Origin of the sequence: Kitasatospora sp. NPDC097605 (genome assembly GCF_040302725.1) — a bacterium.
Lineage (GTDB): Bacteria > Actinomycetota > Actinomycetes > Streptomycetales > Streptomycetaceae > Kitasatospora.
On sequence record NZ_JBEOSF010000019.1, the window covers coordinates 65319 to 79951 of the forward strand.

Here is a 14633-nt window from a genome sequence, read left to right on the forward strand (position 1 = left end):
CGTATGGCCACGCGTACGACCAGGAACCGTGCCGTCCTGCGGCTGTCGGCCGTCTGCGCCCTGACCGGCGCCGCGCTGCTGACCGCCGTCACGGGCGGGCAGGCCTGGGCCGACGGCGGCTCCGGCGCCGCCACCCCGGCCGCGACCCCGGCCGCCAAGGCCCCGGCCGTGTCGGGCGACACCGGTAGCGGCACCGGCGCCGCCCCGGCCCCGGCCCCGGCACCGGCGAAGCCGTCCGACGTCCCGTCGCAGCTCGCCTCCCCGGTGCCGACGGTCTCCCCGGTGCCGAAGAACGCCACCCGGCCCGTCGCGCCGGCGCCGTCGCTCACCCGCGACGCCTCCGGCAAGGAGGCCCAGCCGGCGCCGGCCGGTGACAAGCCGCAGGTCCGTGAGGTGCCCAAGGGCGCCGCCCAGGCCGGTGACGGGTCCTCCGCCGGGGACTCCTCCGGCCTGAAGCTGGTCGGCGGCGGGGCGGTCGCCGCGATCGGCGCCGGGGCGCTCGGCTTCGCCGTGCTGCGCCGTCGCTCCGGTGCGCGCGGCTGACGACGGCCACCGGGGCGGGCGCCACGGCCGGTGTGCCCGGCACGGCGGGCCGCGCCCGGGCGGGCTGAACCGGAGCGTCTTCGGGGTGGCCGGGCTGCTCTGCCTGGCGCTCGGCGCGACCGTGGCGCTCTCGGACCACCGGGAGCCCCCGGTGGTCCGGGTGGAGACCTCGGCCCGTCAGGGCGCGGGAGGCACGGGAGGCACGGGAGGCACGGGGGACACCGCGCCGGCGGCCCCGGCCGCCACCGGCACGGGCACCACCGGCACGGGCACCACCGCGCCGCGCCCGTTCGCGGCCTCGCCGCCGACCCGCCTGATCGTCCCGGCGGCCGGCGTCGACGCCCCGGTGACCGGCCTCGGCCTGAACGCCGACGGCACCGTCGAGGTGCCGGCCGCCGACCGGGCCGGTGAGGTCGGCTGGTACCGCAACGGCCCGACCCCCGGCGAGACCGGGCCCGCCGTCCTGATCGGTCACTACGACACCGCGCGCGGCCCGGCGGTCTTCCGGGGACTGCCGAAGCTGCGGCGGGGTGACCGGATCCAGGTGCGGCGGGAGGACGGCGGCACGGTGGACTTCCGGGTCCGCGCGCTGGTCCAGGCCGCCAAGGACGCGTTCCCCACCGACACGGTGTACGGCGACACCGCGGCGCCCGAGCTGCGCCTGATCACCTGCGGCGGCCGGATCGGGGCCGACGGGCACTGGACGGACAACATCATCGTCCTGGCGGACCTGGCCGGTCCCGCCGGTCCCGCCGGCCCGTCCGGCCCGGCCGCCTCCGCCGGCTGATCGGGCTCCGGCTACTCTGCCGGACGGCACCCGCCGGGGAACCGACGGGTGCCGTCCGGACGACCTACCACCTGCCACCGGACACCAAGCACCGCAGATCAGAAGCACCGCAGCTCAGGAGGGCCACCGGAGGATGAGCACCGCCACCGCCCGTCGTACCCCCGCCCTCCGGCCTGCCCTGCTCGCCGCCGTGCCGCTGGCCCTCGCGGTCGGCTGCGCCGCCCCCGGCGAACTGCGCGACCACGGAGCGGCCGCGCCCGTCACGCCCTCGGCCGCCAGCATCCCGCTCTGGCCGGGCCAGGTCACCGCCCCGCCGCCGGAACCCGCGGCGGCCCGCACCCCGGAGCCGGCGCCGCAGCCGGTCCCGGAGGTGACCGTCACCGGGCAGGACGTCACCACCGTCGACGTCCGCACCCTGCTGACCAAGGACCCCGGCGTGAGCCAGGACGAGCGGCGCGCCCTCGAACCCTGTACGGGCTGCGAGATCCGCAGCCCCGAGTACCGCGACCTCACCGGCGACGGCCGGCCCGAGCTGCTGGTCGTGGTCGGCCTCGCCGGCGTCGACGTGCTGCACGTCTACACCGCGTCCGGCGACCGGCTGCTCCCGGTCCTGAGGGTGCAGCAGCTGAAACGGTTCGGCGCCGAGACGATCGGCACCGACCTGTGGCTGTACGAGCCCACCACCAGCTGGTCGCGGACCAGCCGCCTCTACCGCTGGGACGGCGCGCGGCTCGTCCTGGCCGACCAGAAGGTCCAGGGCACCGGGCCGACCACGGAGCCCGAGCCGACGCCCTCCGTCGTCGAGAGGCCGGTCGGCACCCGACCGCCGGCGCCCGGCACCAGCGGCGGCTCCGGCGTCTCGCCCGTCCCGCTGCCGGCCGTGCCCACCGTCGGCCGGACCGCGGCCCCCGTCCCGAGGGAGCCGGTGCCGGTCCGTCCGCCCATGCCCACCGGGACGCCCGTCGCCCGCTCGGAGACCACGCCATGAACCACACGGCACCCAGCCACCCCCGCATCCTCATCGTCGAGGACGACGAGGTGATCCGGGAGGCCACCCGGATGGCCCTGGAGCGCTACGGCTTCCCGGTCTCCACGGCCGCCGACGGGCTGGAGGGGCTGGAGATGTTCCACGCCGTGCGGCCCGACCTGGTGCTGCTCGACGTGATGCTCCCGCTGCTCGACGGGGTCGGCCTCTGCCGGCGGATCCGGGAGGAGAGCCAGCTGCCGATCCTGATGATGTCGGCGCGCACCGACCCGGTCGACGTGGTGTCCGGCCTGGAGGCGGGCGCGGACGACTACGTGGTCAAGCCCTTCGAGAGCGCGGTGCTGGTGGCCCGGATCCGCACCGTGCTGCGCCGCATCCGGGTCGTCCCGGCCCCCGATCCGGCGCCGGCGCCCGCGCCCGCGGCACCCGTGCCCGCACCGGTCCCCGACCGCGCGCCCGCCCCCGGGCCCGTCGCGCCCGAACCCCGCACGCCCGTGCGCAGCTTCGACGGCCTGGAGGTGGACACCGACTCCATGGAGGTCCGGGTGCACGGCCGGCTCGTCCCGCTCACCCCCACCGAACTGCGCCTCCTGCTGGAGTTCACCGCCGCGCCCGGCATCGTGCTGGAGCGCGCCGTCCTGCTGGAACGGGTCTGGGACTACGAGTGGGGCGCCGACACCCGGGTGGTCGACGTCCATGTGCAGCGGCTGCGCGCCAAGATCGGCGGCGGGCGGATCGAGACCGTCCGCGGCTTCGGCTACAAGCTCCGGCGCCCCGAATGACGCTGCGCCGCCAGATCGCCACCGCCGTCGCCGCCATCTCCGTCCTGGTCGCGGTGGCGGTCGGGCTGCTCGTCCACCAGGCGATGGTCCGCCAGCACGTCGACCAGGCGCGCGGCTCCGCGCTCACCACGCTGGACGCGGCGCTCGGCGCCTACCAGCGCAACGAGGACGTCACCGGCGGCGGCCGCCGCGACGCCGCGCTGAACGACCCGGCGCTGCCCGTGCGGCTGCGCACCCTCGCGGCCGAGGGGCACCGCGGGTCGCTGCTCGCCGAGGGGCCCGAGGGCGAGTCGGTGTGGGCGGCGGGCGCCGTCCAGGGCGGGGTGCTCTCGGTCCGGACGGACTTCGCCCAGGACCGGCGGGCGATCGCCGATCTCGACCGGATCATCCTGATCACCGTCATCGCCTCCGTCTTCACCACCGTGCTGGTCGGGGTGCTGGTCGCGGACCGGATCAGCCGGCGGCTGCGGACGGCGGCGACGGCGGCCCGCGGCATCGCCTCCGGGCGCACCGACACCCGGATCGGCGAACTCGTCGACGGCCGGGACGAGGTCGCCGACCTCGCGGCGGCGGTCGACCTGATGTCCCGGGAGCTGCACCGGCGGCTGGAGGACGAGCAGCGGTTCACCGCCGACGTCGCCCATGAGCTGCGCACCCCGCTGACCGGGCTGGTCACGGCCGCCGAACTGCTGCCCCCGGGGCGGCCCACCCAGCTGGTGCAGAACCGGGTGCAGGCGCTGCGCGGTCTGGTCGAGGACCTCCTGGAGGTCTCCCGGCTGGACGCCGACGCGGAACTGCCCGACCTGTCGGCGGTGCCGCTGGAACGGGCGGTGCGGCGCACGGTCGCGCTCACCGGTCTGGACGTGGCGGTCGAGGTGGCCGCCGACGCGTCCGTCCGCACCGATCTGCGCCGGCTCGACCGCATCCTCGGCAACCTGCTGCTGAACGCCGACCGCCACGGCGGCGGCGCCATCCACCTGCGCGTCGACGGCCACCGGATCACCGTCCGCGACCACGGCCCCGGCTTCCCCGGGGAACTCCTGCGCGACGGCCCCCAGCGCTTCCGCACCAGCGTCCGCGAACGCGGCAAGGGCCACGGCCTCGGCCTCACCATCGCCCAGGGCCACACCCGCGTCATCGGCGCCACCCTCACCTTCACCAACCACCCCGCCGGCGGCGCCCTCGCCACCCTCGTCCTCCCCCCGGCCGGCGCGGACACCGACGACCCGGCGCCCGCGCGCTGACCCCCGCGCCGGCATTCCGGGAGGGCCGGGAAAATTCTTCGGTTGGTGTGCAACCTCTCCGCCGTATCGCATGTCTGAGTGATTGTGAGGTGCGGGAGCGCCTCAAGTGCACCGGGCCGAGGAGGGGTTCACGGCCCGCAGCACCCTCACTCCCGGGGGCGGCCGGACCAGGTCCGCCGGATCGCGGGATTCCTGTACGGATCATCATGTGCTGACGCCTGTGCGGGCAGTGCAACAGGGGGGAAGTTCTTATGCGCACTACCGTTTCCGATCGTCGGAACCGCTCGCGCCGCGCCGCCACCACCGTCCTCGCGACCGTGCTCGCGGGCGGGACCGTGCTGCTCTCGGCGCCCGCCGCCCTCGCGGACGACGACGTTCCGACGGCGAAGCTCACGGTCGACGCCCCGGCCGTGATCGGACTCGCCGGCCAGCCGGTCGAGTTCACCGAGACCGTCACCAACACCAGCTCGATGGATTCCGGGTTCCACCTCTTCCTGAAGGCCGTCACCGGCGACGGCCTGCCGCCGACGGACGGGATCGCCATCGACTACCGCGACCCGGCCGACGGCGCGTGGAAGTCCATTCCGCTGTGGACGGACGGCCAGGGGAGCGCCACCGCCTACCGCGGCGATGTGTCCTACACGCTGCAGATTCCGGCGCACCGGAGTGTGAACGTGCAGCTGCGGATCGGGCTGCCGATGGGTCAGCCGCACAACGGTGCCGGCAACGGGGGGATCCAGTCGCTGGCCCTGGAGTCGGCCGTGGCCATCGGTGCCCACGGGGTGGCGACGGAGGAGGTGACCGACACGATCAAGGTCGACGGTCTCACGACCGGGCTGTCCGGCGTCCCGGCCACCGCGGTCGCGGGCGGCGCGCCGATCGAGTTCGACGCCGTCCTGAAGAACCCCACGGCCTCGAACTACGTCAACGTCGCCAACGTCCTGGGCATCGACCCGCACGCCACCGTCGAGGTCCGCACGGCGGACGGCGGCTGGACCGCGCTGACGCCGGTCCAGGGCGGCGGTGTCGACGACGGTCCCGGGGTCTACCTGGAGGGCCGTGACTCCTCCGTCCAGGCCGACTCGACGACCAAGCTGCGGGTCCGGATGTCGTACGACGCGGCCACCCCGCTCGGGCCGGTGACGGTGAACCCGTGCGTCTTCGTCAACGAGAACCCGGCGCGGCCGTTCTCGGGGACGACGGCGTGCGCCCAGCGGGCGACCGTGCAGATCGTCGCGCCGGCCGCCTCGGCGTCCAAGGCGCAGCCGCCCGTGAACGAGGCGTCCGCCGGCAAGGGCGCGCCCGCCGTGAAGGGGGCGTCCACGGGCAAGGAGGCGCCGGCCGGCAGGGCCGCCGCGCCGGTCGTTGCGGCCGTGCCCGCCGCCCCGGCCGCCCCCGCCGCCCCCGTGGCGAGCGCTGAGGCGCCCGCCGCCCCGGCCGTCCCCGCCCCCGTGGCGGCGGCTCCGGCCACGGTCGAGCTGGCCTCGACCGGCTCGACCGAGCAGACGCCGTCGTACGCGGCGGCCGGCGTCGCGCTGCTCGCCGTCGGCGGCGGCGCCGCCTTCTGGGTCGTCCGCCGCCGTCGCGCCTGACAGCGGCGGCCGGGGGGCTCCGGCCGGCGCCGGAGCCCCCGCGTGAAGTTCAAGCACAACCGTTCGAGATCACCGATTGCCGGCACGGACCGGCAACGGACAAAGGGGGAACTTCCCATGCGTACCACTGTTTCCGGCCGTCGGACCGGCGCGCGCCACACGGCCGCGCGGGCCGCCGCCGCCACCGTCCTCGCGACCGCCCTGGCGGGCGGGACCGTCCTGCTGTCGGCGCCCACCGCCTCCGCGGCGGACTCGGTGCGGTCGGCGAAGCTCAAGGTCAACGCCCCGGCCGTGGTCGGAGGCGCCGGCCAGTCGGTCCAGTTCACCGAGACCATCACCAACACCGGCTCCAGGGCGGCCGAGTTCGGCCTCGCCCTGGACCTCACCAGCGTCGGGGGCGCGGTGCCCTACGGCATCGCCCTGGAATACCGCGACCGGAAGACCGGTGCGTGGAAGCCCATTCCGTTGAACACCGGCGCCGGCGATGCCGAGCAGAGCCTGTCGACCTATCTGCCCGTGGACGGGAAGGTGCCGGCGCGCGGCAGCGTGACGGTCCAGCTGCGCGTCGGCGCGCCGATGGGCCTGCCGCACAACGGTGCGAGCAACGGCTGGGTCCGGTCGATGAGCCTGCGGTCCGCCGTGGTTGCGCCCGGTTCGTGGGTGGGGCTGGCCCAGGTGACCAAGACGATCAAGGTCCAGAACATCTCGCCCTCGCTGGGCCGCGTCCCGGCGACCGCGGTCGCGGGCGGCGCACCGATCGAGTTCGACGCCGTGGTGAAGAACCCCACGCCCTCGAACTATGTGAACGTCGCCAACGTCCTGTTCGTCGACTCGCACGCCACCGTCCAGGTCCGCAAGCCGAACGGCACCTGGACCACGCTGAAGAAGGTCCACGACAGCACGTTGGAGGAAGGCGCCGGGGTCTACCTCCAGGGCCGGGACTCCAGCCTCCGCGCCAACTCGACGACCACCGTGCGGGTCCGGGTGTCGTACGACGCCACCACCCCGCTCGGGTCGACGGACATCGGGCGGTGCGTGTACGTCAACGGGAGCCCGAAGCTGCCGTTCCGGGGGACGACGACCTGCGCCAAGGGTGCCACCGTGCAGATCGTCGCGCCGGGCAGCAAGGGCACCAAGGGCCAGCCGCCCGTGAAGCCGGCGCCCACCACCAAGGGCGCCGCGGTCGGCAAGTAGGGGCCCGGCACACGCCGAAAGGGGCGGCTCCGGCGACAGCCGGGGCCGCCCCCGCCCGTTCAGGTGGCCCGGGGGCCGTCGAGCGCCGGGGGGTGCCAGTCGTAGGTGGCGGAGGCGCGGCCGAGGAGGAGCCGGTCGGGGAGGAGGCCGGCGGCGGAGAGGGCGAGGTCGCGGGCGAGGACGGTGAGGGGGGAGCGGCGGGCGACCAGGGCGCCGACGGCGCGGGAGCCGTTGACGATCGCGGTGGCCCGGGGGAGGCGGGCGGCGGTGTAGCCGGCGAGGGCGGCGGCCGGGTCCTCGCCGGGGCGGACGCCGGCGGCCAGCACGACCGCGTCCTCGATGGCCTGGCAGGCGCCCTGGCCCTGGAAGGGGCACATCGCGTGGGCGGCGTCGCCGAGCAGGGCGACCCGGCCCAGGTGGTACGCGGGGAGCGGGTCGGCCAGCTCCCAGACGTCGTGGCGCAGCACCCCGGCCGGGTCGGCGGAGGCGAACAGTTCGGGGACGGGCGCGCACCAGCCGCCGTAGCGGCGCAGGAGTTCGGCGCGTTCGTCGCCGTCGGCGGCGCGGGCGCCGGCCGGGGCGAGGGCGGCGCCGTAGACGTACACCCGGCCGTCGGCGAGCGGGACGACACCGGCCAGCCGGCCGCGGCCCCAGACCTCGCCGGCGGCGAACGGCGGGCGGGGCGGGCGGGCGATCACGGAGCGCCAGGTGGTGAAGCCGGAGTAGCGCGGGCCGGGGTGGTGGGGGAAGAGCAGGCCGCGGGTGGCGGAGCGGATGCCGTCGGCGCCGACGACCAGCTCGGCGGGCCGCTCGCCGTCGGCGGTGCGGACGACGGCGGGGGTGCGGGCGTCGCCGGGTTCGACGAGTTCGGCGCGCGAGCCGGTGCGGACGGCGCCGGCGGGCAGCGCGTCGACGAGCGCGTCGATGACGTCGGCGCGGGCGACGGCGATCAGCTTGTCGCCGAAGAAGGCCTCGACGGCGTCGCTGCCGGTGCGGGCGAGCCAGCGGCCGGAGGGGTGGCGGACGCCGATGGCGGGGTGCGGGGCGGCGAGGGCGCGCAGGCGGTCGCCGATGCCGAGCCGGTCGAGGGCACGCAGGGCGTTGGGGGCGAGGGCGAGGCCGGCGCCGACGGGTTCGAGCGAGGCGGCGCGTTCGTGGACGGTGACCGGGACGCCCCGGCGGTGCAGGGCGAGCGCGGCGGTGAGGCCGCCGATCCCGCCGCCGATGACGACGGCGCGCGGGGACGACGGCTCCGGCTGGTCGCGGTGGTCCATGGGGGCTCCTCTCGAACGCCGGAACTACACCTGTAGTTCCGATCGCCTGGAGCGACCGTACTACAGATGTAGTGTCGATTGGGCGGCGGTCCGGGGGAGCGGCGATGATCGGACCCATGACCAGCAGTGCCGCGCCCGCCGGCCTCCAGCGCCAGACCCTGATCGCCGACACCGCCGTCGCGCTGATCGCCGAGCGCGGCCTGCGCGGGCTCACCCACCGCGCCGTCGACGAGGCGGCCGGACTGCCCGCCGGATCCACCTCCAACCTGGCCCGCACCCGGGCGGCGCTGCTGGAGCTGGCGATCACCCGGATCGCGGAACTGGAGTCACCGCCGTTCGCGGCGCCGGTGCGGGCTCCCACGGTGGAGCACGCCCGCGAGCTGCTCGCCCAGCTCGCCGCCGACGCCGTCCACCAGGCGCTCACCGTCGGCCGCGCGCTCACCGTGGCCCGCTTCGAGCTGGCGCTCGAAGCCACCCGGCGCCCTGAGCTGCGCGCCGTCTACGACCGCCTGGGCGCGGGCTTCCTCGCCCTCGCGACCGCCCTGCTGGCCCAATGCGGCTCGCACGCGCCCGAGGCGGACGCCCGCCGGCTGGTCCGCTGGGCGGACGGCGTGCTCTTCAACGTCACCGCCGGCAGCGGCGCCGGCCGCGTCCCCGACCCGGCCGACCTCGCCGCCGAGGTCTCCTGCTACCTCGCCGCCCTCCTCGGCGGTTAGGGCGCGTCCAGGGCCGGGGCGAGGACGGCGAAGGCCTCGGCGGTGAGCGCCGCCGGATCGGCGGCGCCGTCGCTGTCGCTCCACCGCTCCAGCACGGCTCCGAAGGCGGTGAGGGCCATCCCGGCGGCGAGCCGGGGGTAGAGGTCGGTGGCCGGGTCGCGGCCCTGCCGGCGGGCCAGTTCGGCCGACAGCTCCTCGCGCCAATCGGCCTGCCGCTCCAGGAAACGGGCGTGCAGGGCGGGGGTGCGCAGGATCAGCTGGACGGCGCGCAGCGCCCGGTCGCCGTGCTCGCCGCAGGCGGCCAGCGGCACCGAGACGGCGTGCCGCAGGGCGGCCGAGGGCGGCTCGGCGGCGGGGCGGGCGGCCAGTCCGGCGGCGATGCCGGTGCCCAGGTCCGCCAGGAACCGGACGATCACGTCCTCCTTGGACGCGAAATAGCGGAAGAACGTCCGCTTGGACACCCCGGCGTCGGCCGCGATCTCGTCCACGGTGACGGCGTCGAACCCCTGGGCGGTGAGCAGCCGGAACGCGGCCTCGGTCAGCTCGTCCACGACGAGTTGGCGTTTGCGCTGGGCCAGGCTGACGGCGGGTCGGGAGGTCACCCGACGATGGTAACGCCATGCCGGATCTGTCATCCAGTAGCGTCTTGACACCGAGTGACACGAACGGCAGCATCTGCCACATGAAGCCTTTGGAGCAGACAGGCGGCAGCGCGGGCTGGACGACCGGGCGGATCCCGGACCAGCGCGGGCGGGTGTTCGTGGTGACCGGCGCGAGCAGCGGGTTGGGACTGGCCACCGCGCGGGCGCTGGCCGAACGGGGCGGGCGGGTGGTCCTCGCGGTCCGCGACGAGCGGCGGGGGCGCGAGGCCGCGGCAGACATCGCCGCCGCGCTGCCGGACCCCGGCGCGAGCGAGCGCCTGGAGGTCCGCCGCCTCGACCTGGCCGACCTCGACACCATCTGGACCTTCGCCGAGCGGTTGCGCGCCGACCACCCCCGGCTGGACGTCCTGGTCAACAACGCGGGCGTGTTCGCCCCGCCCCGGACGCTCAGCCCGCAGGGCCACGAGCTGCAGTTCGCCGTCAACCACCTCGGCCACTTCGCCCTCACCGGGCTGCTGCTCGACGCGCTCGCCGCCGGCCGCGACCCGCGCGTGGTGACCGTCAGCTCGCTCAACCACCGCAAGGGCCGGATCCGCTTCGACGACCTCACCGGCGCGCGCGACTACGCGCCGATGGCCTTCTACGACCAGTCCAAGCTCGCCAACGCGCTCTTCGGCCAGGAACTGCACCGCCGGCTGACGGCGGCCGGCAGTCCGGTGCGGAGCCTGCTCGCCCACCCCGGCTACACCGCCACCAATCTGCAGACCAGCGGCCCGACCGGCCTCACCCGGCTGCTCTTCGGACGGCTGCTCAGGCCGCTCGCCCAGCGCCCGGCGGACGGGGCGCTGCCGCAGCTCTACGCGGCGACCGAACCGGCCGTGCGCGGCGGGGAGTTCATCGGCCCGGACGGCCGGGGCGAGCTGCGCGGTGCGCCGACCGGGGTCCCGCTCGCGCCGTCGGCGGCCGATCCGGAGACGGGCCGCCGGCTCTGGGAGCTGTCGGAGGAGCTGACCGGCGTGGGGTTCGGCCCCGCGAGGGCGTCGGCCTGATACCCGCTCAGGACCGGGGGCGGACCCGCTCGGCCCGCTCGGCGATCAGCCGGGCGCAGGCCGCCGGGTCGTGCACGGCGGTGTCCACCTCCAGGTCGTACCGGACGCCCCGGTGCACCGCCTCGGCCTGGGCGGCGGCCATGCCGGGGACGCGGTCACCCCGGGCCCGTTCGCGCCCGGCGGCGACCTCGGGGGCGCAGCGCACGCCCACCCAGAGCACGTCCAGACCGTCCAGCGCCGCGCGCCACCGCTGTTGGGAGGCGGTGGCGCCGAGGAACACCTCGTCGACGACGATCCGCGCGCCGGCCCGGGCCATCGCCGCGACACCGAGCGTCCACGCGGCGTCCAGCGCGGCGAACGCCGGTCCGACGGTCACCGTGCCGTCGCCGTCCTCCAGACCGCCGATGCCGGACGACGCCGCCGGACCGCCGGGACCGCCCGGACCGTCCGCGGACACGCCGGGATCGCCGCCGCTGCCCGGTCCGGCCTCACCATCCGCGCGGGGTTCGGCTCCGCCGGAGCCACCGCCGGAGCCGCGCAACGCGGCGGGCAGGGCGGCGATCAGCGTGTCCACCCCGAGGGTCAGCCAGGGATCCGGCAGCACCTCCTGCAGACGGCGGGCGATGCTGGACTTCCCGGAGCTGGAGCCCCCGTTGAGGACGATCACCTGACAATCGGTCATCCGATCACTCTAGAGGGGCGGTCCAAGGGGGACCGGGGTCACTCGATGGTCACGCTCACCTCCATCCGGTCCGCCCCGGGCGTGCCGGCGATGTCGAGGGTGACGCCGCTCCAGGTGCCGGTGGTGGGCTCGTTCAGCGCCGGGCGGGTGTGCTCGCCGATGCTGGCGTTGCCGACCGACGGGTAGAGGTCGGTGTCGTCACCGCGGTTGCCCTGGCCGAAGATCTTCGCCAGGTCGCGCCGGCCGTCGGCCTGCATCAGCTCGATGGCGAGGTGCTTCTCGTCGTTGACGTTGTCGATGCTCTCGTCCACCACGTACGCGGCGATGCCCTGGTCCGGCAGGAACTTGTCCTGCCCGCTCTGGCGCCGGTACTCGACGACGATGTACTGCGTGCGCGTCATCCGCGGGCTGCGGACGAACAGGATGTCGCCGCCCTCGGAGACGGGGCGCAGGGTGATGTCCTTGGTGGTGCTGGTGACGGCCTGCGGGCTGGTCCAGCCCTGGAACATCCGCAGCATGCCGTTCGGGTAGACCGGGGTGACGCCCTGGTTGCCCCAGGAACCGGCGGCCATCAGGCAGTAGTTGCCGAGGCCGTTGGACTGGGTGAACTCGACGTCGCCGGTGTCGTAGTAGTCGGCGTAGCCGCAGGCCAGGTGGCCCCACTCATGGCAGCAGACACCGACCTTGCAGTCCTCGGGGACGGTCAGGAAGGTCTGCACGGCCAGGCCGGGCGCGACCGGGATGGGGTCCTCGTTGAGCCACTTGGCGCTCCACAGGGCGTTCTGCACCTTGGCGGGGTCCTGGATCCCCTCGGCGCCGGTGTCCGCGTGGACGACGAACAGGGCGGTGATGTCGCCGTCGCCGAGTGCGTCGAAGTCCTTGGTGAACGTGACGCCCTGCTTGAGCGCGATGGCCAGGGCGTCGGCGGCCATGCCCTGCTCGTTCCGGGGCGGCCTGCCCTGGCCGGACTGGTTGTCGGCGTAGAAGGAGATCGGGTGCGGCAGCTCGTACCAGCCGTGCACCTCGCCCTGGACGTCGATGCCGCCGTTGCCCGGGTTGGTCGCGTCGAAGCCGCTGATCTGCCGGTAGTAGTCGCGCATCGAGCCGGTGGCGAAGGTGCCGGAGCTGAACAGCAGCTCCTCGAAGTGCTCGGGGGTGTTGGCGGGGTCGTGCGGATGGTCGGGGAACTCGACCAGCAGCACCATGGTGCGGACCACGCCCTTGAGCTGCTTGCTCGGACGGGTGATCAGCTGGGCGTCGGTGCTCGGTCCGGGGCGGGTGGCGCCGTCGTCGAGGCCGATGACGTTCTCGCCGCGCACCCGGGAGCGCCAGACGTAGTAGTACTGGCCGAAGGTGATGTGCTTCGGCAGCCGGCGGGTCTCGATCAGGTTCAGGTACTCGTCGTGGAGCGCCTGGAGCGCGTCCGGCGACAGCGGCACCGGGCAGGCGTGCGGGTGGTGGGGGGTGGGGAGGTCGGGGACGCTGGGACGCAGCGGGGTTAATGTGTAACGCATCGTGACGGCTCCTTCGAGCCTGCTCGCCCCGCCGGGGCGTGTACGGCGCCACAGGGGCGTGTTCGGCGCCCCGCCGAGTGGGCGGTCGCCGGCAATCGGTCGGCTCGCCGAAAGGTGGTCGGGTCTGGCCGGTACCGGTTGCGAATGGGGCGATATGCGGTTGTCTGTCCTTATTTTGACGCTCCGCGCAGCCGCCTGACCAGACCCGAAGGCCTGTCGGTTTTCGCCGGGTGCGGCTCAGCCCGCCCGGTGCGCCGCGGCGGCCGCCGTGAAGGAGGCGGCGAGCTGCGGGTATCCCGCCCAGTGCAGGTGCAGATACGAAGCGTGAACATTCTCCGCGCCCGCCGCGCCCGCGAATCCCTCGGTGCGCGGACCGGTCGGCAACCGCCAGCCCCAGGCGGGCCGTTCGCCGGCGCCCGGCTCGCAGACCGTCCGGTGGAACTCGTGCCCGCGGAGCCTGGCCCCGGCCGGCGCCAGCGGCGAGTCGTGCAGCGCCACCGCCTCCCGGTACCCGAGGGTCAGCCGCTCGGTCATCCGGGCCGAGGTCTCCAGCACCCCGCACATCGGCAGGCCGTCCAACTCGCGCCCGAGGTAGAGCAGTCCGGCGCACTCGGCGGAGACCGGCCCGCCCGAGGCCGCGAACGCGGCGATCGCGGACCGCAGTTGATCGTTCGCACTGAGTTCCCGGACGTACAGCTCGGGGAACCCGCCGCCGATCACCAGGCCCGCCGTGCCCTCCGGCAGACCGTCGGCGTGCAGCGGGTCGAACGGCACCACCTCGGCGCCGGCGGCGGCCAGCAGCTCGGCGTTCTCGGCGTACGAGAAGGAGAACGCCGCACCCCCGGCCACCGCGATCCGCGGCGCGCCCCCGTCCGGCGCGCCCCCGTCCGGTGCGCCCCCGTCCGGCGCGCCCACCTCCGCCGCCGGGTCCCACGGCTCGACGCCGGCCAGCGGCGGCGCGGTGCGGGCCAGCGCCAGCACCGCGTCCAGGTCCACCGAGGCGGCGACCAGCTCGCCCATGTCCGCCACCGCCCGCAGCGCCTCCGCCGAGCGCTCCACGGCCGGGATCAGTCCCAGGTGCCGGGACGGCGTGGCCACCGCCGCCGAACGCCGCACCGCGCCCAGCACCGGCACGCCGGAGCCCTCCTCCAGGGCCTCGCGCAGCAGCTGCTCGTGCCGGTCGGAGGCGACCCGGTTGAGGATCACCCCGGCCAGCCACACCTCCGGGTCCCAGGAGGCGAAGCCGTGCACCAGCGCCGCCACCGACCGGGACTGCGAGGAGGCGTCCACCACCAGCACCACCGGCGCCCGCAGCAGCTTGGCGACATGCGCGGTGGACGCCAGCTCGCCGCGCCCGGAGGCGCCGTCGAACAGGCCCATCACGCCCTCGACCACCGCCACGTCCGCCCCGGCGGCGCCGTGCAGCAGCAGCGGGGCGATCCGCTCCGGCCCGCACATGAACGCGTCCAGGTTGCGGCCCGGCCGCCCGGCGGCCAGCCCGTGGTAGCCCGGGTCGATGTAGTCCGGGCCGACCTTGTGCGGCGAGACGGCCAGCCCGCGCGCGCTGAGCGCGGCGATCAGGCCGGTGGCGATGGTGGTCTTGCCGGCGCCCGAGGAGGGCGCCGCGACGACGAGACGGGGGATGTTCATAGGGCGGCTCTCAGTGCTC

14 protein-coding genes are annotated in these 14633 nt (G+C 75.5%); 9 read left to right on the forward strand and 5 right to left on the reverse strand.

Annotated features, from left to right (window positions below; genetic code table 11):
* Nucleotides 1–3: 3 nt before the first annotated feature.
* From ABTX81_RS22180 to ABTX81_RS22210, 7 genes are all read left to right on the forward strand, one after another.
* Nucleotides 4–543 (forward strand): hypothetical protein, encoded by a 540-nt coding sequence (locus ABTX81_RS22180; protein ID WP_350548312.1) that lies wholly within the window; start codon nucleotides 4–6, stop codon nucleotides 541–543.
* Nucleotides 530–1330: a class F sortase gene (locus tag ABTX81_RS22185; RefSeq protein ID WP_350548314.1), complete on the forward strand. Its 801-nt coding sequence runs from the start codon at nucleotides 530–532 to the stop codon at nucleotides 1328–1330. The genes ABTX81_RS22180 and ABTX81_RS22185 overlap by 14 nt, the downstream gene beginning before the upstream one ends.
* A gap of 133 nt (nucleotides 1331–1463) precedes the next feature.
* Nucleotides 1464–2318 (forward strand): hypothetical protein, encoded by an 855-nt coding sequence (locus ABTX81_RS22190; RefSeq protein WP_350548315.1) that lies wholly within the window; start codon nucleotides 1464–1466, stop codon nucleotides 2316–2318.
* The gene (locus ABTX81_RS22195; protein WP_350548316.1) at nucleotides 2315–3097 is read left to right on the forward strand and encodes a response regulator; all 783 of its coding nucleotides are present in this window, start codon (nucleotides 2315–2317) and stop codon (nucleotides 3095–3097) included. Before ABTX81_RS22190 ends, ABTX81_RS22195 begins: the two co-directional genes overlap by 4 nt.
* Nucleotides 3094–4341 carry a sensor histidine kinase gene (locus ABTX81_RS22200; RefSeq protein WP_350548318.1) on the forward strand — a complete coding sequence of 416 codons (1248 nt, stop codon included), beginning with the start codon at nucleotides 3094–3096 and terminating at the stop codon, nucleotides 4339–4341. Before ABTX81_RS22195 ends, ABTX81_RS22200 begins: the two co-directional genes overlap by 4 nt.
* Nucleotides 4342–4592: 251 nt before the next feature.
* Nucleotides 4593–5933: an LAETG motif-containing sortase-dependent surface protein gene (locus ABTX81_RS22205; protein ID WP_350548320.1), complete on the forward strand. Its 1341-nt coding sequence runs from the start codon at nucleotides 4593–4595 to the stop codon at nucleotides 5931–5933.
* A 117-nt stretch (nucleotides 5934–6050) separates the two neighbouring features.
* Complete coding sequence (locus ABTX81_RS22210; protein ID WP_350548322.1) at nucleotides 6051–7127, forward strand: hypothetical protein; 1077 nt, start codon at nucleotides 6051–6053, stop codon at nucleotides 7125–7127.
* Nucleotides 7128–7186: 59 nt separating this feature from the next.
* Here the strand turns inward: ABTX81_RS22210 and ABTX81_RS22215 are convergent, their stop codons facing one another.
* Entirely contained in the window at nucleotides 7187–8401 is a 1215-nt protein-coding gene (locus ABTX81_RS22215) for an FAD-dependent monooxygenase (RefSeq protein ID WP_350548324.1), read from the reverse strand.
* A 116-nt stretch (nucleotides 8402–8517) separates the two neighbouring features.
* On the opposite strand from ABTX81_RS22215, the gene ABTX81_RS22220 reads away from it, so the two are divergent.
* Nucleotides 8518–9117, forward strand: coding sequence for a TetR/AcrR family transcriptional regulator (locus ABTX81_RS22220; protein WP_350548326.1), 600 nt, complete (start codon nucleotides 8518–8520; stop codon nucleotides 9115–9117).
* On the opposite strand, the gene ABTX81_RS22225 is transcribed toward ABTX81_RS22220, so the two are convergent.
* The gene (locus ABTX81_RS22225) at nucleotides 9114–9752 is read right to left on the reverse strand and encodes an acyl-CoA-like ligand-binding transcription factor (protein ID WP_502892829.1); all 639 of its coding nucleotides are present in this window, start codon (nucleotides 9750–9752) and stop codon (nucleotides 9114–9116) included. The genes ABTX81_RS22220 and ABTX81_RS22225 overlap by 4 nt on opposite strands.
* A 47-nt stretch (nucleotides 9753–9799) precedes the next feature.
* Between ABTX81_RS22225 and ABTX81_RS22230 the strand changes: the two genes are divergently transcribed.
* Complete coding sequence (locus tag ABTX81_RS22230) at nucleotides 9800–10768, forward strand: oxidoreductase (RefSeq protein ID WP_350548330.1); 969 nt, start codon at nucleotides 9800–9802, stop codon at nucleotides 10766–10768.
* Between the two features lie 7 nt (nucleotides 10769–10775).
* Here the strand turns inward: ABTX81_RS22230 and ABTX81_RS22235 are convergent, their stop codons facing one another.
* The 3 genes from ABTX81_RS22235 to ABTX81_RS22245 all read right to left on the reverse strand — a co-directional run bounded on the left by ABTX81_RS22235 (nucleotide 10776) and on the right by ABTX81_RS22245 (nucleotide 14614).
* Complete coding sequence (locus tag ABTX81_RS22235; protein WP_350548332.1) at nucleotides 10776–11450, reverse strand: chloramphenicol phosphotransferase CPT family protein; 675 nt, start codon at nucleotides 11448–11450, stop codon at nucleotides 10776–10778.
* Nucleotides 11451–11488: 38 nt separating this feature from the next.
* Nucleotides 11489–12964: a M6 family metalloprotease domain-containing protein gene (locus ABTX81_RS22240; protein WP_350548334.1), complete on the reverse strand. Its 1476-nt coding sequence runs from the start codon at nucleotides 12962–12964 to the stop codon at nucleotides 11489–11491.
* 237 nt (nucleotides 12965–13201) lie between these two features.
* On the reverse strand, nucleotides 13202–14614 hold the full coding sequence (locus ABTX81_RS22245) for a cobyrinic acid a,c-diamide synthase CobB (protein ID WP_350548336.1): 1413 nt from the start codon (nucleotides 14612–14614) through the stop codon (nucleotides 13202–13204).
* Between the last annotated feature and the right edge of the window lie 19 nt (nucleotides 14615–14633).

Coding starts and splice junctions, on each gene's coding strand:
- ABTX81_RS22180 (WP_350548312.1), top strand. CDS start 4: ATGGCCACGCGTACGACCAGGAACCGTGCCGTCCTGCGGCTGTCGGCC.
- ABTX81_RS22195 (WP_350548316.1), top strand. CDS start 2,315: ATGAACCACACGGCACCCAGCCACCCCCGCATCCTCATCGTCGAGGAC.
- ABTX81_RS22230 (WP_350548330.1), top strand. CDS start 9,800: ATGAAGCCTTTGGAGCAGACAGGCGGCAGCGCGGGCTGGACGACCGGG.
- ABTX81_RS22190 (WP_350548315.1), top strand. CDS start 1,464: ATGAGCACCGCCACCGCCCGTCGTACCCCCGCCCTCCGGCCTGCCCTG.
- ABTX81_RS22220 (WP_350548326.1), top strand. CDS start 8,518: ATGACCAGCAGTGCCGCGCCCGCCGGCCTCCAGCGCCAGACCCTGATC.
- ABTX81_RS22245 (WP_350548336.1), bottom strand. CDS start 14,614: ATGAACATCCCCCGTCTCGTCGTCGCGGCGCCCTCCTCGGGCGCCGGC.
- ABTX81_RS22200 (WP_350548318.1), top strand. CDS start 3,094: ATGACGCTGCGCCGCCAGATCGCCACCGCCGTCGCCGCCATCTCCGTC.
- ABTX81_RS22210 (WP_350548322.1), top strand. CDS start 6,051: ATGCGTACCACTGTTTCCGGCCGTCGGACCGGCGCGCGCCACACGGCC.
- ABTX81_RS22205 (WP_350548320.1), top strand. CDS start 4,593: ATGCGCACTACCGTTTCCGATCGTCGGAACCGCTCGCGCCGCGCCGCC.
- ABTX81_RS22240 (WP_350548334.1), bottom strand. CDS start 12,964: ATGCGTTACACATTAACCCCGCTGCGTCCCAGCGTCCCCGACCTCCCC.
- ABTX81_RS22215 (WP_350548324.1), bottom strand. CDS start 8,401: ATGGACCACCGCGACCAGCCGGAGCCGTCGTCCCCGCGCGCCGTCGTC.
- ABTX81_RS22235 (WP_350548332.1), bottom strand. CDS start 11,450: ATGACCGATTGTCAGGTGATCGTCCTCAACGGGGGCTCCAGCTCCGGG.
- ABTX81_RS22225 (WP_502892829.1), bottom strand. CDS start 9,752: ATGACAGATCCGGCATGGCGTTACCATCGTCGGGTGACCTCCCGACCC.